This window comes from Rhodococcus sp. NPDC004095 (genome assembly GCF_053604015.1).
On record NZ_JBSGGS010000007.1, the window covers coordinates 15,313 to 33,062 of the forward strand.

Annotated in this window: 15 protein-coding genes and 1 tRNA gene; 12 read left to right on the forward strand and 4 right to left on the reverse strand. The window is 70.1% G+C overall.

The annotated features are described in order from the left end of the window. The first annotated feature begins 3 nt into the window (after positions 1-3). Complete coding sequence (locus tag ACWEPG_RS14870) at positions 4-2,520, forward strand: lysylphosphatidylglycerol synthase domain-containing protein (protein WP_450112442.1); 2,517 nt, start codon at positions 4-6, stop codon at positions 2,518-2,520. A 55-nt stretch (positions 2,521-2,575) separates the two neighbouring features. Here the strand turns inward: ACWEPG_RS14870 and ACWEPG_RS14875 are convergent, their stop codons facing one another. Further along, positions 2,576-4,933 (reverse strand): DEAD/DEAH box helicase, encoded by a 2,358-nt coding sequence (locus ACWEPG_RS14875; RefSeq protein WP_452594696.1) that lies wholly within the window; start codon positions 4,931-4,933, stop codon positions 2,576-2,578. A gap of 376 nt (positions 4,934-5,309) precedes the next feature. On the opposite strand from ACWEPG_RS14875, the gene ACWEPG_RS14880 reads away from it, so the two are divergent. From ACWEPG_RS14880 to ACWEPG_RS14895, 4 genes are all read left to right on the forward strand, one after another. Further along, positions 5,310-5,513, forward strand: coding sequence for a cold-shock protein (locus ACWEPG_RS14880; RefSeq protein ID WP_005515803.1), 204 nt, complete (start codon positions 5,310-5,312; stop codon positions 5,511-5,513). A gap of 132 nt (positions 5,514-5,645) precedes the next feature. After that, positions 5,646-6,230 carry a hypothetical protein gene (locus ACWEPG_RS14885; protein WP_450112440.1) on the forward strand — a complete coding sequence of 195 codons (585 nt, stop codon included), beginning with the start codon at positions 5,646-5,648 and terminating at the stop codon, positions 6,228-6,230. Positions 6,231-6,333: 103 nt separating this feature from the next. Next, positions 6,334-9,291, forward strand: a complete 2,958-nt coding sequence (gene topA / locus ACWEPG_RS14890) for a type I DNA topoisomerase (RefSeq protein ID WP_452594697.1) — start codon at positions 6,334-6,336, stop codon at positions 9,289-9,291. A gap of 16 nt (positions 9,292-9,307) precedes the next feature. Further along, complete coding sequence (locus ACWEPG_RS14895; protein WP_452594698.1) at positions 9,308-10,036, forward strand: helix-turn-helix domain-containing protein; 729 nt, start codon at positions 9,308-9,310, stop codon at positions 10,034-10,036. Here ACWEPG_RS14895 and ACWEPG_RS14900 read toward each other — a convergent pair. Next, entirely contained in the window at positions 9,973-10,368 is a 396-nt protein-coding gene (locus ACWEPG_RS14900; RefSeq protein ID WP_452594699.1) for a VOC family protein, read from the reverse strand. The genes ACWEPG_RS14895 and ACWEPG_RS14900 overlap by 64 nt on opposite strands. Before the next feature lie 125 nt (positions 10,369-10,493). On the opposite strand from ACWEPG_RS14900, the gene ACWEPG_RS14905 reads away from it, so the two are divergent. Both ACWEPG_RS14905 and ACWEPG_RS14910 read left to right on the forward strand, forming a co-directional pair. Next, positions 10,494-11,687 carry a DNA polymerase III subunit delta' gene (locus ACWEPG_RS14905; protein ID WP_452594700.1) on the forward strand — a complete coding sequence of 398 codons (1,194 nt, stop codon included), beginning with the start codon at positions 10,494-10,496 and terminating at the stop codon, positions 11,685-11,687. A gap of 69 nt (positions 11,688-11,756) precedes the next feature. Further along, positions 11,757-11,829: transfer RNA gene (locus ACWEPG_RS14910), tRNA-Thr, on the forward strand. Between the two features lie 140 nt (positions 11,830-11,969). On the opposite strand, the gene ACWEPG_RS14915 is transcribed toward ACWEPG_RS14910, so the two are convergent. Together ACWEPG_RS14915 and ACWEPG_RS14920 are read right to left on the reverse strand one after the other, a co-directional pair. Further along, positions 11,970-12,239, reverse strand: a complete 270-nt coding sequence (locus tag ACWEPG_RS14915) for a hypothetical protein (protein ID WP_452594701.1) — start codon at positions 12,237-12,239, stop codon at positions 11,970-11,972. A gap of 1,351 nt (positions 12,240-13,590) precedes the next feature. Next, the gene (locus tag ACWEPG_RS14920) at positions 13,591-13,959 is read right to left on the reverse strand and encodes a PH domain-containing protein (RefSeq protein WP_450112434.1); all 369 of its coding nucleotides are present in this window, start codon (positions 13,957-13,959) and stop codon (positions 13,591-13,593) included. A 178-nt stretch (positions 13,960-14,137) separates the two neighbouring features. Between ACWEPG_RS14920 and ACWEPG_RS14925 the strand changes: the two genes are divergently transcribed. The 5 genes from ACWEPG_RS14925 (at position 14,138) to ACWEPG_RS14945 (ending at position 17,747) form a co-directional block, all read left to right on the forward strand. Then, positions 14,138-14,902 (forward strand): RDD family protein, encoded by a 765-nt coding sequence (locus ACWEPG_RS14925; RefSeq protein WP_452594702.1) that lies wholly within the window; start codon positions 14,138-14,140, stop codon positions 14,900-14,902. Continuing rightward, positions 14,899-15,315: a DUF2752 domain-containing protein gene (locus ACWEPG_RS14930; protein WP_452594703.1), complete on the forward strand. Its 417-nt coding sequence runs from the start codon at positions 14,899-14,901 to the stop codon at positions 15,313-15,315. The genes ACWEPG_RS14925 and ACWEPG_RS14930 overlap by 4 nt, the downstream gene beginning before the upstream one ends. 178 nt (positions 15,316-15,493) lie before the next feature. Next, positions 15,494-15,691 (forward strand): hypothetical protein, encoded by a 198-nt coding sequence (locus ACWEPG_RS14935; protein WP_450112431.1) that lies wholly within the window; start codon positions 15,494-15,496, stop codon positions 15,689-15,691. 59 nt (positions 15,692-15,750) lie between these two features. Then, positions 15,751-16,416 carry a GntR family transcriptional regulator gene (locus ACWEPG_RS14940; protein ID WP_450112430.1) on the forward strand — a complete coding sequence of 222 codons (666 nt, stop codon included), beginning with the start codon at positions 15,751-15,753 and terminating at the stop codon, positions 16,414-16,416. Positions 16,417-16,442: 26 nt separating this feature from the next. Continuing rightward, positions 16,443-17,747 carry an MFS transporter gene (locus ACWEPG_RS14945; RefSeq protein WP_450112461.1) on the forward strand — a complete coding sequence of 435 codons (1,305 nt, stop codon included), beginning with the start codon at positions 16,443-16,445 and terminating at the stop codon, positions 17,745-17,747. Positions 17,748-17,750 lie beyond the last annotated feature (3 nt).

The following is a 17,750-nucleotide window of genomic DNA, read 5'->3' on the forward strand; positions in this document are numbered from 1 at the left end:
GGTATGAGAGTCGACGGCCGGGAGATCCCGGTCCACGGAAGCCTGTTGCAGCCGCTGCGACGTCGCACCAGCGACCAGTTGAGGGTGGTGCTGTCGGGTCTGGCCGTGGTGGCCGTGGTGGTGGTCTCGTACCTGACGCGCGGGCGGTGGGAGTCGCTGGAGAACTCGATCTCCGATCTGATCGGCGTCGCCTCCCCGGAACTGTCCAACCGCGTGTACTCGATGTACGGGGTCGCGATCCTGGCGCTGCCGTTCGCGATCCTCGTCGGCATGGTCTTCGGACGACGCTGGAAGTTGCTGGCCGGCTACGCGGTCGCCGCGCTGATCGCCGGTGTCGCGTTGTCGATCACCGGCGACGGCATCGCCGCACCCCAGTGGCACCTGGACCTGAGCGAGCACCGGGACACCTTCCTGTCCCAGTTCCTCGACGACTCGCGGTGGATCGCGATGCTCGCGGCCGTGCTGACGGTGTGCGGGCCGTGGCTGCCGAGACGGTGGCGTCGGCTCTGGTGGGTGCTGCTGCTGGCGTTCGTGCCGATCCACCTGTTCGTCAGCGCCATGGTCCCCGCCCGGGCCATGCTCGGGCTCACCGTCGGCTGGTTCGTCGGTGCGCTGGTCGTGCTGTTCGTCGGCACCCCCGCGCTGGAGGTTCCGGTCGACCTGGCCTTGCGGGTGCTCGGCCGGCGCGGTCGCGGCGTGCGGGAACTGACCGTCCTCAGCCCGGCCGGCCCCGGGCCGCTGGTGCTGGCGGCGCGGTGCCGGCTGGAGCCGGGCGCCGAGGTCGGGCACGGGCCCTTCCCGCCGGCCGAGCATGCGGGGGTCCCCGACCCCGTCGCGGCCGACGCCGATTCGCCGGCGAACACGGCGTCGGCGGATCTCCCGGGGGCCGAGGCGGCGGATGGCGGCGGGACCGAGACCACGCTGATCCTCGACCTGTTCGGTCAGCACCAGCGGACCGAAGGCGTGGTCCGGCAGGCAGGCAGGTGGCTGACGTTCCGCAGCAGCGAGACGCTGCCACCGTTCGCGTCGCTGCGCCGTGCCGTCGAACACCGGGCACTGATGGCGACGGCGTTGGGGGCGCTCGGCCTGTCCGCCAACGTCCCGGTCGCGGTGGGGGTCCTCGACCGCGGGTGGATGATGTATGCGCACACCACCTCTCGCGGCACACCGCTGGACCGCCACGACCTCGACCACCTGAGCGCGGTGTGGGACGGGCTGCGACGGCTGCACGCCCACCAGATGTCCCACGGTGACCTGCGTCCCGAGAACATCCGCATCGACGACGGCAAGGTGCTGTTCGACGGATTCGCGCGCTCCGAAATCGGGGCGTCCGATTCGCTGCTGCTTTCCGACACCGCGCAACTTCTGCTGGTGACCGCCGACCTGTACGGCGTGGAGCGCGCGGTGGCGGCGGCGATCGACGCGGTGGGGCCCGAACGGGTCATCGCCGCGTCGGGGCGGCTGACCCGCACCGCGACCCCGAGCCGGATCCGCCGGGCGGTCCGCGAGCCCGGCGAGCTGATGGGCGCAGTCCGCGCGGGGGTCCGGACCCAGACCGACACCGAGGTCATCCGCGACGAGCAGGTCACCCGCTTCTCCCGGAACCAGCTCATCCAGCTGGTGCTGCTGATCGGGCTGGTGTACGTCGCCTACCCGTTCATCAGCCAGGTCCCGACCTTCCTCACCGAGATGGGCTCGGTGAACTGGTTGTGGGTGCTGCTCGGGCTGGCGGTGTCGGGCCTGACCTACATCGGCGCGGCCGCCGCCCTGTGGGCGTGCGCGACCGAGTCGGTCAACTTCCGGCACCTGACCGTCATGCAGTTCGCGAACACCTTCGCAGCGACGACCACTCCGGCCGGGGTCGGTGGTCTCGCCCTGAGCGTGCGGTTCCTGCAACGCAACGGACTCGGTGGCGTGCGTGCCACCGCGGCCGTTGCGTTGCAGCAGACGGTGCAGGTGGTCACGCACCTCGGGCTGCTGATCATCTTCAGCTTCGCGGCGGGCAAGAACGCCGACCTGTCGCACTTCATCCCCAGCGCGACGGTCATCTACCTGATCGTGGGAGTGCTGTTCGGCGCGGTCGGTGCGTTCATGGTGGTCCCGAAACTGCGGCGGTGGCTGCGCGACGACTTCCGCCCCCAGATCGCGGACCTGACCGCCGAACTCGTCGATCTGGCGCGCGATCCCGGACGGTTCCTCATCATCGTCGGCGGCTGTGCGGCGACCACTCTCGGTGCAGCACTGGCGCTCTGGGCGAGTGTGGAGGCGTTCGGCGGCTCCGTCGCGTTCGTCACCGTCACCATCGTCACGATGATCGGCGGCACCCTGGCCTCGGCCGCCCCGACGCCGGGTGGTGTCGGTGCTGTCGAGGCGGCGCTGATCGGTGGTCTCGCGGCGTTCGGCGTCCCCGCCGCGATCGCGGTGCCCTCGGTGCTGCTGTACCGGGTACTCACCTGCTGGCTGCCGGTGTTCATCGGCTGGCCCACCCTGCGCTGGCTGCAACGCAACGACCTCGTCTGACCCGCGCAGGTTCCGTAATGTCACATTGGGTATCGCCAAGTGACCCAATGTGACATTACGGAACCTGCGGTGAGGTGACAGCGGTCGTCGCGTCGGGGGTGGGGAGGGTGCCGAGGACCGCGGTCAGCAGCGCCGCGGCGGCGGCCTTGTCGAGGGGGTTGTTGCCGTTGCCGCACTTGGGTGACTGCACGCACGACGGGCAGCCGGCGTTGCACTCGCAGGAGTCGATCGCATCCCGCGTCGCCGTCAGCCAGCGGCGCAGTTGCGCGTGCCCGCGGTCGGCGAACCCGGCACCGCCCGGGTGCCCGTCGTAGACGAATACTGTCGGAAGTCCGGTGTCGGCGTGCAGGGCGGTCGACACCCCGCCGATGTCGCCGCGGTCGCAGGTCGCGACCAGCGGCAGCAGTCCGATCGCGGCGTGCTCGGCGGCGTGCAGTGCGCCGGGGAACAGGTCGGCCGGGACGCCCGCGCCCTCGAGCAGTTCCGGGGTCACCGTGTACATCACGGCCCGGGTCGGGAGCGTCTGGGCGGGCATGTCCAACTCCACCGAGTCGATCACCTCGCCGGACGCCAGCCGGCGCAGGTAGCCGACGACCTGGTGGGTGACCTCGACCTCGACCAGCGCGACGGTGACCGGGCCGTAGTCGCTGTGGTCGAGGACGGCGGTGACGGCGATGTCGGTGGTCTCGCGGGCGGAGGTGGTCCACTCGGGGGTGTCGGCGTGCACGAGCGCCAACCCCTCCTCGAGGTCGAGGGTGTCGACGACGAACGACTCGCCCTGGTGCAGGTAGACGGCCCCGGGATGGGTGGTGGCGGGGGCGCGTCCGCCGTCCACGGTGCCGAGCAGTCGTCCCGACTCGGCGTCCACGATCGCGACCTGCAGCCCGATGCCGCCTCGGATGTCCACTGCTGCATGGGGATTGGATCCGGAGGTGACGAACCACCCGTGTGCCCGTCGGCGGATCAGGCCCTGCGCGGCGAGGTCGGTGAGCAGGTCGAGGGCGCCGAACTCGACCACCTCGGCGTCACTGAGCGGCAATTCCATCGCCGCGCACAGCAACTGGGGGCCGAGGACGTACGGGTTGTTGGGGTCGGTGACGGTGGCCTCCACCGGCCTGTCCAACAGCGCGGACGGGTGGTGCACGAGGTACGTGTCGAGCGGGTCGTCGCGGGCGACGAGCACCACCAGCGAGCCTTCACCGCGCCGCCCGGACCGGCCGGCCTGCTGCCAGAACGAGGCAACGGTGCCAGGGAATCCCGCGACGACCACCGCGTCGAGCCCGGCGATGTCCACGCCCAGTTCGAGTGCGTTGGTGGTCGCTGCGCCGAGGAGGGTGCCGTCGGCGAGCGCGGCCTCGAGCTCGCGGCGGTCCTCGGCGAGGTATCCCGCACGGTAGGCCGCGACGCGGTCGGCCAGATCCGGATCGACCTCGGCGAGCAGCCTGCGGGTGCTCATCGCGGTCAGTTCGGCGCCGCGCCTCGAGCGCACGAACGTCAGCGTGCGCGCACCCTCGACCATCAGGTCGGCCATGATCCGGGCGGCCTCGCTACCGGCGGCGCGCCGGACCGGGGCCCCGTTCTCCCCGGTCACGTCGGTGAGCAGCGGGGGCTCCCACAGGGCGACGGTGCGCGGCCCGTGCGGCGAGCCGTCCTCGACGACCTCCTCGCACGGGGCGCCGATCAGCCGGGACGCCGCGGCGCCGGGATCGGAGGTGGTGGCGCTGGCGAGCACGAACACCGGGTCGGCGGCATACCGTCGGGCGATGCGGCGCAACCGGCGCAGGACGAGTGCGACGTTGGATCCGAACACGCCCCGGTAGGAATGGCATTCGTCGATCACCACGTAGCGCAGCCTGCGGAAGAAGTGCGCCCAACGTTGGTGCGACCGGAGCATTCCGACGTGCAGCATGTCCGGGTTGGTGAACACCCACCTCGAGTTCCCGCGCACCCACTGCCGGACCTCCTGCGGCGTGTCGCCGTCGAACGCGTTGGGGTAGACGTCGGCGAGGTCGTCCGCGCCGTCGCAGAGGGTCACGGCGGCGCGGATCTGGTCGGCGCCGAGCGCCTTGGTCGGGGCCAGGTACAGCGCGGTCGCGCGGGGGTCCTCGGCGAGCGCCGTCAGGACCGGCAGCTGGTAGGCCAGGGACTTCCCGGACGCGGTGCCGGTGGCGACGACGACGTTGGTTCCGCCGGCGGCGAGGCTCGCGGCCCGTTCCTGGTGGGTCCACGGCAGCGGGATCCCGGTCTCGCGCAGCGCCTCCACCACTTGCGGGTTCGCCCAACCCGGCCATTGCGCGAAGCGGGATTCGCGCGCGGGCAGATCGGCGACGTGGGTGAGGGGGTCGTCGCCCGCGGGCGTGCCGGCGAGTACTCGGCCGAGCAGTTGGCGTCCGTAGCTCGCCGGTTCGTCCACTGCCTGTTCTCCGAGTTCTGTGTTGGCCAGGTCACACTCTCCGACCTGGGCTTTTGATGCTACTGGGGGCGCCCGGCGGGCCTGGAACCGAGCCTCGGGTGAGTCCCGACAGCCGCCCTGAGCTGCGGTTACCGACCGGTAGTTGGCAACAAGATCATTTCTTTATGGATTTTCGACTGTTGCAGTCGCAGGAAGCGTGGTTGACTAACACGCGGTCGCAGCTTCTGTGTTCGTGTACGCGCTCGCAGGACGATGTTGCGAGCGCGGTGCTCGATGCTTTTCCTGAGGGGGAAATCAGCGGTACAGCGGTCGGAACCGGCCCGGTGGGCTGTGAGCGCCGTCCGCCGCATCCGGTGTTAGAAAGAGAAGGAAAAGCATGGCACAGGGCACTGTGAAGTGGTTCAACGCGGAGAAGGGCTTCGGCTTCATCGCTCCCGAGGATGGCTCCGCTGACGTCTTCGTCCACTACTCCGAGATCCAGGGCAGCGGCTTCCGCACCCTCGAGGAGAACCAGCGCGTCGAGTTCGAGGTCGGCCAGGGCACCAAGGGCCCGCAGGCCACTGGCGTTCGCGCCATCTGATTCACCTGTAACCGGGTACGAATCTCTCGTCCCCCGCCACCGCACGGTGTCGGGGGACGAGTCGTGTTGGCGCGCAGTTCCCCTCCCTGCGTCGCATGAACAACCCTGCGCGACAGGGCTACTGTCCGAGGGATGAACCAGCTGTCGTTCTTCTCCGCGGAGACGGTGCCACCCGAGGTGTCGGACCTCGACGGGCTGCTGGCCGGGCCCGGACAGATCGCGGCCACCGCGGACCGCGCGCGGGTGTCGGTGGTCGTCGACGCCGGCTGGCGGGCCGAGGCCATCGCCGAGATGATCGAGGACGTCGGCCTGGTCGCCGAGCTCACGCGGTCGGACGAGGGCAGCCCACTGGTCCGTACCGCGTCGGTGCCCGAACTGGCCGTGCTCGCCGTGCGGTGGACGCGGGGTGCGGTCAAGGCGGTGCCGCCCGGATGGGTGCCGGGGCCGCGGGCACTGCGGGCGTGGGCGCTCGCCGCAGGCCACGCGGAGAACGACGGTGACCGGTTCGTCCTGGGGCTGGACCCCCGCGCCCCCGACACCTTCGCGCCCCTCGCGCAGTCACTGATGAGGGCGGGAATCGCGCCGACCCTGTTCGGCACCCGGGGGACCGCCCCCGGGCTGCGGATCGTCGGCCATCGGCGGCTGCTGCGGCTGGTGGAGAACATCGGCGAACCGCCGGCAGGGGCGGAGGCATCTGCCGCGTGGCCCCGGGTGTAAAACGGTCGTCGCGGAGCTGATCTGCGAGGATTGATCCGCGATGTGTCACCCTGGTAATCGGGTGATCACCGAAATACAGGTCGAGAAAGGTGCAGGCAGGGACGTGGCAACTCGGGACAAGGACACGGCGGGGGACACCACCACCGCTGCCGGCCGGACGCGTCGGCTCGTGATCGTCGAGTCGCCGACCAAGGCCCGCAAAATCGCCCCCTACCTGGGTAAGGACTACGTGGTGGAGGCGTCGGTCGGCCACATCCGCGACCTGCCCCGCGGCGCGGCGGACGTGCCCGCGAAGTACAAGGGCGAGCCCTGGGCGCGGCTCGGTGTGAACGTCGACCAGGACTTCGAGCCCCTGTACGTCGTCAGCCCCGACAAGAAGTCGAAGGTCACCGAACTCAAGGGCCTGCTCAAGGACGCCGACGAACTCTTCCTCGCCACCGACCCCGACCGCGAGGGCGAGGCCATCGCCTGGCACCTGCTCGAGACGCTCAAGCCGAAGATTCCGGTCCGCCGGATGGTCTTCCACGAGATCACCAAGCCCGCCATCCTCGCCGCCGCCGAGGACACCCGCGACCTCGACCAGGACCTGGTCGACGCGCAGGAGACCCGCCGCATCCTCGATCGCCTCTACGGCTACGAGGTCAGCCCCGTGCTGTGGAAGAAGGTCATGCCGAAGCTGTCGGCAGGCCGCGTCCAGTCGGTGGCGACCCGTGTCATCGTCCAGCGGGAACGGGAGCGGATGGCCTTCCGCTCGGCCGAGTACTGGGACATCTCCGCCACCCTCGACGCCGGTGCGGACGCCAGCCCGCGCACCTTCGGGGCCAGGCTGGTCGCCGTCGACGGCAACCGGGTCGCAACCGGCCGCGACTTCGGCGCCGACGGCGCACTCAAGGCTGCGAACAGCGCGACCGCGCCCGGCGGCGTGACCGTGCTCGACGAGTCGGCCGCCCGCACGCTCGCGGAGGCGCTCCACGGCGTGGACCTGACGGTCGCGTCCGCCGAGGACAAGCCGTACAGCCGCAAGCCGTACGCGCCGTTCATGACGTCGACGCTGCAGCAGGAGGCCGCGCGCAAGCTGCGCTTCTCCTCCGAGCGGACCATGCGCACCGCGCAGCGGCTGTACGAGAACGGCCACATCACCTACATGCGTACCGACTCGACCACGCTGTCGGAGTCGGCGATCTCGGCCGCCCGCGCGCAGGCCACCGAGCTGTACGGCGCCGAGTACGTCAGCCCGACGCCGCGGCAGTACACCCGCAAGGTCAAGAACGCGCAGGAGGCCCACGAGGCGATCCGGCCCGCCGGTGACGTGTTCGCGACGCCGGGGCAGCTGCACAGCCAGCTCGGCACCGACGAGTTCAAGTTGTACGAGCTGATCTGGCAGCGCACGGTCGCCTCGCAGATGCAGGACGCTCGCGGCACCACGCTGACGCTGCGCATCACCGGCACGGCGCGTTCGGGCGAGGAGGCCACGTTCTCGGCGTCCGGCCGGACCATCACGTTCCCCGGCTTCCTCAAGGCGTACGTCGAGTCCGTCGACGAGGAGGCCGGCGGGCAGTCCGACGACGCCGAGTCCCGGCTGCCGGTCCTCGTCGCGGGGCAGGGCGTCACGGCCTCGAAGCTGGACCCGGACGGGCACACCACCAATCCGCCGGCCCGGTTCACCGAGGCCAGCCTGATCAAGACCCTCGAAGAACTCGGTATCGGCCGGCCGTCGACCTACGCGTCGATCATCAAGACGATCCTCGATCGCGGGTACGTCTACAAGCGCGGCAGCGCGCTGGTGCCGTCGTGGGTGGCGTTCGCCGTCATCGGTTTGCTCGAGGCGCACTTCGGCCGGCTCGTCGACTTCGACTTCACCGCCGCGATGGAGGACGATCTCGACGAGATCGCAGGCGGCCGCGAGCAGCGCGGAAACTGGTTGTCCGGCTTCTACTTCGGCGGCGACGAGGGGCCGGAGGGTTCGGTCGCCCGGGCCGGCGGACTGAAGAAGATGGTCGGCGAGAACCTCGAGGGCATCGATGCCCGCGAGGTGAACTCGATCCGGCTGTTCGACGACGCCGAGGGCCGCGAGGTACACGTGCGGGTCGGTCGATTCGGTCCGTACCTGGAGCGGATGGTCGTCAATCCCGACGACCCGGAAGGGGACCTGGTCTCGCAGCGGGCGAACCTCCCCGACGACCTGCCGCCGGACGAGCTCACCCCGGAGTACGCGGAGAAGCTGTTCGCGACCCCGCAGGACGGCCGTCGCCTCGGCACCGACCCGCTCACCGGGAACGTGATCGTCGCCAAGGAAGGACGATTCGGCCCCTACGTCACCGAGCTGCTGCCCGAGCCGGAGCCCGAACCGACGCCGGACATCGTTCCGGTGCCCGTGGCCGGCGCGGACGCGGACGGCGCGGTCGCGACGAAGGCCCCGGCCAAGAAGGCTCCCGCGAAGAAGGCGGCCAAGAAGGCCGCCGGGCCGAAGCCGCGGACCGGCTCGCTGCTCAAGTCGATGGACGTCGCGACCGTGACGCTGGAGGACGCACTGCGCCTGCTGTCGCTGCCGCGGGTGGTCGGCGTCGATCCGGAGTCGAAGGAAGAGATCACCGCGCAGAACGGCCGCTACGGCCCGTATCTGAAGAAGGGCACCGACTCCCGGTCGTTGGCGAATGAGGAGCAGATGTTCACCGTCACCCTCGAGGAGGCGCTGAAGATCTACGCCGAGCCGAAGCGGCGCGGCCGGCAGGGTGCCGCGCAGCCGCCGCTGCGCGAACTCGGGAACGATCCGGTGACCGAGAAGCCGATGGTGATCAAGGACGGCCGCTTCGGCCCCTACGTCACCGACGGCGAGACCAACGCCAGCCTGCGCAAGGGTGACGAGGTCGAGACGATCACCGACGAGCGCGCCGCGGAACTGCTGGCGGACAGGCGGGCTCGCGGCCCGGTGAAGAAGAAGGCGGCCGCGAAGAAGGCCCCCGCCAAGAAGGCTCCGGCGAAGAAGGCGGCCGCGAAGAAGGCCCCGGCGAAGAAGGCGGCCAAGAAGGCGCCCGCGAAGAAGCCGGCCGCCGAGGACTGACGCGCCGGGAGTGGCGGTGTACCGGGAACTGTCGGTCGCGTTGCCCGGCACCGTCGCCTGGACGGTGGAGCGGGTCGGCACGGACGGCGCGCTGGTGCTCCCGGACGGGTGCATGGACGTGATCTGGCACGACGGCGGCTTCCTCGTCGCCGGCCCCGACACCCGCGCCCACCGCACCACGGCGGCGGGCCCGCGGGCGATCGGGCTGCGCTTCGCCCCCGGACTGGGCCCTCGCGTACTCGGGATCGCGGCGAACGAACTGCGCGACACCAGGATTGCGCTGTCGGACGTGTGGTCCGATGCGGCGGTGCGGCGGTTGGCCGGGGACGCGGAGACCGATCCGCTCGGCGCCCTCACCGCCGAGGTGCGGCGCCGCCTCGACACGCCCGACCTGCCGGTCGAGACGGCGATCGCGGCGCGGCTCGCCGCCGGTGCCACGGTCGCCGAGGTCTCCGCCGAACTCGGCTGGAGCCCTCGGAAGCTGCACCGGAAGTCGCTGTCCGCGTTCGGGTACGGGCCCAAGACCCTCGCCCGGGTGCTGCGATTCGACCGGGCGCTGTCGGCGGCGCGGGCGGGGGACGCCTTCGCCCGGGTCGCCGCCGACGGCGGCTACGCCGACCAGGCGCACCTGGCCCGCGAGGTGCGGGCCCTGGCCGGAAAACCGTTGACGGAACTGCTCGCTCAGCCGGGCAGTGCCGCAAACAGATCGACGTGGTTGCCGTCCGGGTCGGTCAGCGTGGCGTAGCGCTGCCCCCAGAAGGCGTCGAACGGCGCGAGGGTCGACGTCCCGCCGACGGTGAGCAGCTCGGTGTACATCGCGTCCACGTCGCCGGGGGTACCGCAGTCGAAGGCCAGTGACGGCCCGCCGCCCGCGGCCGCGTGCACGTAGTCGGGGTCGAAGGAGCGGATCGCCTCGACGGTGTCGAACGCGAGCCGCAGTCCGCCCGGCAACGGCACCTCCACGTGCGGCTGCCCGGCCGCGTCCGCGGGCAGATCCAGGCCGAGGCGACGGTAGAACTCGAAGCTGCGGGTCAGATCGGCGGAGACGAGACCGATCACGGCGATGTGTGCTGTCATCCCTCGACGGTAGGGGTGGCCGGCCGTCGCGTCTTGAACGTTTCGGACGCCCCCCCGCGGTTCGGACGTGCGCCCTCGTGCCGCTGGCTCACCCGAGGTCGGTCCCGGTCGATAGGGTGGTGCGCATGGCAGGAGTGTTCGATCGACTGGTCGGCCAGCAGGATGTCGAGGTCGAACTGATCGCTGCCGCGACGGCGGCGCGCGGCGGGGCGGAGGCGGCCGGGTCGCTCATGACGCATTCCTGGTTGTTCACCGGCCCGCCCGGGTCGGGGCGCTCGGTCGGCGCGCTGTGCTTCGCGGCCGCGCTGCAGTGCACCAGCGACGAGGAGCCCGGCTGCGGGCGGTGCCACGCGTGCACCACCGTCCTCGCGGGTACCCACGGCGACGTGCGGCGAGTGATCCCCGATGGGCTGAGCATCAGCGTCAAGGAGATGCGCGAGATCGTGCAGACCGCCGCCCGTCGGCCCAGCACCGGGCGCTGGCAGGTGATGATCATCGAAGACGCCGACCGGCTCACCGAAGGCGCGGCGAACGCGCTGCTGAAGGTGGTGGAGGAGCCGCCGGAGCGGACCGTGTTCCTGCTCTGCGCGCCTTCCGTGGACCCAGAGGACATCTCGGTGACACTGCGGTCCCGGTGCCGGCACGTGGGACTGGTGACGCCGTCCGTCGAGTCGATCGCCGCGGTGCTGCGCGAGAGCGACGGACTCGACGAGCAGACCGCGCTGAATGCGGCCAGGATCAGCGGCGGCCACGTGGGCCGGGCCCGGCGACTGGCCACCGATGACGCGGCCCGGCGCCGCCGCGACCAGGGGCTGGCACTCGCGTCCGCCGCGACACGCTGGTCGACCCGGTACTCCGTCGCCGAGGAACTGGTCCGGGAGCTCGACGTGGAGGCCAAGGAACTCAACGCCGAGATCAACGAGCGCGAGACCGACGAACTGCGGACCGCGCTCGGCGCCGGTGGTACCGGCAAGGGCGCGGCCGGTGCCCTGCGCGGCTCGGCGGGGGTGCTCAAGGACCTCGAGCGGCGGCAGAAGTCGCGCGAGACCCGGATGAAACGCGACGGCCTCGACCGCGCGCTCATCGACCTGGCCGGCCTGTATCGAGACGCGCTCGCCACCGCGCTCGGGTCCACCGCGACACTGAACCATCCGGACCGGGCCGAGCAGGTCCAGAAGATGGCCGCCGTCGGCAGCCCCGAGGCGCTGCTGAAGTGCGTCGAGGCGGTCCTCGACTGCCGTGAGGCGCTCGACACGAACGTGAAACCCCAGTTCGCAGTGGCCGCGATGATGGCGAGACTGGGCGCCGAGCTGGGATAGCGGACCCGATTTTCGTGTTTCGGGGGAGAGCCGCTAGACTTCCGCTTGCTCGGTTGCGAGACCGGGCGCGCTGCCTTAGCTCAGTCGGTAGAGCATTTCACTCGTAATGAAAAGGTCGAGAGTTCGATTCTCTCAGGCAGCTCAGCGAAGCCCCAGGTGAGAGCACGATTCGCCTGGGGCTTCTTCGCGCTTGCGCGTCGGGTGAGGGGCACGAAACCCCAGGTCGGGAACCGTCGGAGCACCTCCCATTCGGCTTCTGGCTGGCGACCTCGACGACTCTGCCTAGCTGCCGAAGAGCGGCCCGAGGCTGCCGAATGGTGACGGTGGCGGTACGTCGCGGTCGCGATGCCACTGCCAGTCACCATTGCCGTGATCTCGGTGCTCCCAGTGGCCGTTGCCGTTGTCGCAGTTACCCCACTCCCAGTTCCCGCGGTTCTGCTGCCACTGCCACGGCCCGTTGTGGTCGCAGTCCTGCTGCCACGGATGGTCGACCATCGCAGCGGGCTCCGCGATTGCGGGAGCAGTCGCCAGGCCGAGTGGGAGCGCTGTCATCACGGCGATTACGGCAGCCCTGATCCGCAGCCCGCGTGACCTTGGGGTTGTTGATGTGTTGCTCATGGCTTGTTCCGATCCGAGATCGGTCATCGCAGGCCCGTCGAGCTGGACGGTCGTCACCTGGCGGGCAGGCCCGTGACCGATGTTGTGCGACCGAGTTCGCTCACGGCGGACCTGGTCAGATCGATTTTCTCGGTCTGTGATCGATGATAGAAGCCCTGCCTGTGAACCCAGACAGCTGTGAATCATCGCCCTGCGCATCGGTCTCGCTGATGATCCCGACCACGGCGTGGGCAATGCCGGCTGCGATCGCGAGAGCTCAGCGCCCCTCCTCGTGGGGTGCCTGAACAGTTTGGCGATGTCCACCTTCGCAGGCCTGAGCGAGCCGGTTCGTCGAGCGGCGCCAGCGGGCCGTGGCGGAAAAACATCAGGTCAAGGCCCGAGTTGGATTCTCTCGGGCAGCTCAGCGAAGCCCCGGGTGAGTGCTTGATCCACCTGGGGATTTCTGCGTTCCGGGGGAGCGGTGGGCGCAAGCCGGGTCGGCATCGGTCGGTTTCGGCTCGCACGTCGGGTCGGGCGCTGCACCCGACGAGCGCATCGGCGGCTTGCTCGGGTGAAACCTGCAACACAGTGTCGCTCGACACGCACGTAAATCTGGTTAACTTGTTGATTGCTGAATTATTGTCGACGGCGTCCCGGCCGCATCGAGGCCGCGAGTCTCAGGACAACTCGCGGCAATCTGCGGCCGGGGCAACCTCACGGCGTCGTCGCGCGCCGCTCTTCCGTCCGCTGCCGTTCGTGGATTCGTGGATTCGGGCTTGGCGCACCCGCCGCTAATCGGGGGCCTGGCGTCCGAGCTGGACATCGGTCCATGAAAACCGGTCGGTTCGGTACTCGCAAGTCACAAAACCTGAGCAATACCATCGCCCCGCGTCGTTGTCGCCCCTCCGCGTAACGGCGTAGGCCCGCCGGCGCCCCCTCAGCCCGGCGGGCCGCCCCTGTGCTGCAACCCGAGGCGGCTATGGCAGAGCTAACCGCTTCCCAGGGGCATCTGTTTCTCCACGGACTCTGTGCCGACCGGCCCACCCCCACAGTGTCCGGCTTCCGCGACACCGTCACGCGGCCACGCCGTCGACCCCATCACCACCTCGCTGATCCCGCGTACGGGTTGTCCACAGGGCGTCGAATCCGGAGTTGTCAACAGGTGTGAAAAATCCATTGCTGCAGGTAGGCCGAATGTCGGTGCCTGATTTTCATCCGCCGTCCCCAGGTTTTCCACAGGGTTGGGGAAATCTGTTCAGGGGTTTTGCCGCGGTTGTGCACAGGGGCTGTGCACAACCGCCAACCGCTATCGGGTGATTCGGTCCAGGATCACGGCGTGCACGTGATGTGCCTTCTCGGTACCGCGGAAGTCGGCCTCGAAGGTGTCCGGTCCGGCGGTCAGCGCGACGCTGCTGGAGGAGAAGAACTGGCCGGCCCAGGACTTGTTGCTCAGCAACGAGACCGACCGGATGTTCTTGTACGGGATCGACGTGATCGCGGTGCGCTTGCCGACGAAGCTGCGGTCCTGGATGACCACTCGCAGGTTCGTCAGCCCGAGAAACCCGGTGCCCGCGCCGGTGCAGTCGTAGACCGCGATGACGACCTCGCCCTCGAGTAGGTCCTGCTGGACCTGCTTCAACTGATCGGCCTTGTCGAATGTCGGTTGGTCCGTCATTCAGGGTTCCTCCCCTTCGGTGTGGGGTTGCCGCGGCCAGAGCGCGCGAACGGCGGCATGCTCGGGCGAAATCTAACCCGTGCACCAGGACCGGACAAGCAACCGTGTCGAGGCGTCGTCGAGATAATCAGGCTAGGTTCTCCAGTAACCCTGTCCTGGACGGAAAGGACGTAGTGCGATGACCGATCCCGACGCCGACCCGAACCGGCCACCGAACCAGCCCCCGCCGCCGGACCAGTCGGGATCTCCGCAGCAGCCGGGTTACCCGCAGCAGCCGGGTTACCCGCAGCAGCCGGGTTACCCGCAGCAGCCGGGTTACCCACAGCAGCCGGGATATCCACAACAGCCGGGTTACCCACAGCAGCCGGGTTACCCACAGCAGCCGGGATATCCACAACAGCCGGGCTATCCGCCCCCGGGGTACCCACAGCAGTACGCGGCGCCGCCGATGCCGGTGTACCCGTATGCGTCGTGGTGGGCGCGCGTCGGCGCGTACCTGTTGGACGGGATCGTCGTCCCGCTCGTCGGCTACATCATCGCGGGCATCGGTGCCTTCATCGCGTTCAAGGACGCTTCGACGACAACCACGACGTACAACGGTGACTTCTACACCGGGACCACCTCCGAGACGACCGGCGTCAGCGGAGTCGGAATCGCGATCATGACCGCCGGCTTCCTGCTCGCGCTGGCTCTTGTGGTGTGGAACATGGTTTTCCGGCAGGGGCGCACCGGGCAGTCGCTGGGCAAGTCGTGGCTGGACATCGCGGTGGTCCGGGAGGCGGACGGGCGACCGCTCGGTGCCGGGATGGCGTTCGTGCGCTGGTTGCTGCTCGGGATCCTCGGTGACCTCTGCTTCCTGAACTTCCTGTGGCCGCTGTGGGATTCGCGGCGCCGCTGCTGGCACGACATGCTCGTCTCGTCGGTGGTGATCCGTACCGCGTGAGCACACAGGTCGGTCCGCGAGAGCGCATGGCCGGGCCCGTCGGGGTCGCGGCCGCGGGGCTCGCGGTCGCGGCACTGCTGTACGTGCGCGACCCCCACCGGCCGGGTGCGTACGGCTTCTGCCCCTTCCACGCGCTGACCGGACTGTGGTGCCCGGGGTGCGGTGGGTTGCGGGCCGTCCACGATCTCACCCACGGTGAGGTGTGGGCGTCGCTGTCGAGCAACGTCTTCGTCGCGCCGTTGGTGCTGGTGCTGGTGCTCGCCTGGGTCCGGTGGGTGCGTCGCCGCCGGCGCGGTGAGGACGGGAGGATGATCGTGTTGTCGGCCCGTACCTCGGTGACGGTGCTGATTGCCCTCGCGGTGTTCACGGTGGTTCGCAACACGCCATGGGGATCGGTGCTCGCGCCGACGTGATCGCAAGGAACCGGACAAAGGAGGCTCGCCCGATGGCCATGCAGATCTTCTCCCTGATCGTGCTCGTAGGTGCACTGGTCATGCTCATCCCGGTGGCTCGCAAGGTGTTCGGCAAGCGCGACGACTGACTCGGCGTCTGCCGACTCGACACCGGCGGCCGGTGGGGTCATGCTCAGGCATGGCCGAAACGCTGCGCGACCGCGTCCGCGAAAAGCTGCTCCGTCAGATCGCGGAGGACGGAGGCTCTCCGTCTGAGGGCGCCGAGGACGACGACCCCCGTCTGGTCGCCCTCGACGACGATCTCGCCGCGCTCGATCGGGCCCCGGAGGGGGATCCGGTGATCGAGCAGCTCGCGCGCAAGTACTGGGTGCCCTGAGCTGAGAAATTCCACCCCGCCGTCGGGGAACTCGTTCGCGAAGCGTATAAATACATCTTGTGTCTAAGTTGTATTCGGCGTCCGAGCAGGTGTACCGCGAGGTGAAGGAGCGGATCCTGTCCGCATCCCTGCCCGGGGGCGAACTGATCAGCGAGGGCGAGGTCGCCGCCGAGATGGGAACCTCCCGGACCCCGGTCCGGGAAGCGTTCCTTCGGCTCGAGGCCGAAGGATGGATGCGGCTGTACCCGAAGCGCGGTGCGCTGATCGTGCCCGTCGCCGACGGAGAGGCCGAGCACGTGATCTCCGCACGCCGGCTCGTCGAGTCCGACGCCGCCCGGGCAGTGCTCGCCCGTGACGCGGCCGCCCGCGCCGCCCTCGTGCGCGCACTGCGGGACAACCTCGACCGGCAGCGTGCCGCCGCGGCGGCCGGCGATGTCGCCGAGTTCAGCGGGCTCGACGCCGACTTCCACGGACTGATCGTGCGTGCAGGCGGGAACCCGCTGCTCGTCACCTTCTACATCGGCCTGCGGGAACGTCAGCGACGGATGACCGCGCGTTCGCTGGCCCGCGATCCGCTGCAGCTGCAGTCCGTCATCGACGACCACGTCCGCCTCGCCGACCTGATCGAGGCCGGCGACGCCGCGGGGTTCGCCGCCGCCGTCGACGTCCACATGCGGCAGGTGCACGGGCTGCCGTTCACCACCGGCGTGGAGGAGGCCCGATGAGCGTCCGGCTCGACACCCGCGTTGACATGGCGGCATCGTCACGCCGCCGGATCGCGCCGTGGGCGCTGGTCTCGGCGGCGATGTTCGCCGTCGCGTGGGGCGGCAACGAATTCACCCCGCTGCTTGTGATGTACCGGCTCGACCACGGGTACTCGCCGGTCGTCGTGGACGGCTTCCTGTTCGCGTACGTGCTCGGGATCGTGCCCGCACTGTTGATCGGTGGACCGCTGTCGGACCGGCTCGGCCGGCGCCCCGTCATGCTGCCCGCGCCGTTCGTCGCGGCCGCCGGATCGATCGTGCTTGCCGTCGGCGCCGACAGCGCCGCGCTGCTCGTCGCCGGTCGCGTCCTCAGCGGTGTCGGCCTCGGGCTCGGCATGGCCGTCGGCGGCAGCTGGCTCAAGGAACTGTCGGTGCCGCCGTGGGACGTCAGGGCGGGGGAAGGGTCCGGCGCCCGGCGGGCCGCGATGAGCCTGACCGCCGGGTTCGCGATCGGCGCCGGTGTCGCGGGGGTGCTCGCGCAGTGGGCGCCGTGGCCGAGCGCCCTGGCGTACGTCGTGCACATCGCCCTCGCGGCCGGTGCCGGGGCCGCCCTCGTGGCGGCGCCCGAATCGCGGCCGGCGACCCCGAAGGAGCTGCGGGCCCCGCTACTCGAGGACCTCAGGATCCCCGCCGCGGCGAACCGCCGGTTCTGGCTGGTCGTCGTGCCCGTCGCGCCGTGGGTGTTCGGCGCGGCCAGCTGCGCGTACGCCGTGATGCCGTCGCTGATGGCCGACCACAGCGGTGGGCGCCCGGTCGGGTTCTCCGCACTGCTCTGCGTGGTTGCCCTGGGCTGTGGCTTCGCCATCCAGGCGCTGGGGCGGCGCATCGACACCCCACGCAGTGCCCGCGCGGTGGTGGTGGCGTTGGCGATCCTGGTGGTCGGCATGACGCTCGGCGCCGTCGCCGCGGACCGGCTGACGGTGCCGCTGGCGCTGCTGGCCGCCGCGATCCTCGGCTGTGGCTACGGCATGGCGCTGGTCGCGGGACTGCAGGAGATCCAGCGCATCGCCCGCCCCGACGACCTGGCGGGACTGACCGCCGTCTTCTACTCGATCACCTACATCGGGTTCGCGGTGCCCGCGCTGCTGGCGTTGGTCGTGCAGACCTGGCCCGGAGCGGTCGGCTACCCGGCGCTGTTCCTGATCGGTGCCGCGGTGGCCGCGGTGAGCGTGATTCTGGTGCTCGGTAACAGTCGCGCGCACCTGCCCGCAGGCCGTTTCGATCCCGCGGACCCGGCCTCTCCGGCCTCCTCGGAGATCGGCGTCGGATCGCAATCCGACGGCGACCGGTGACCG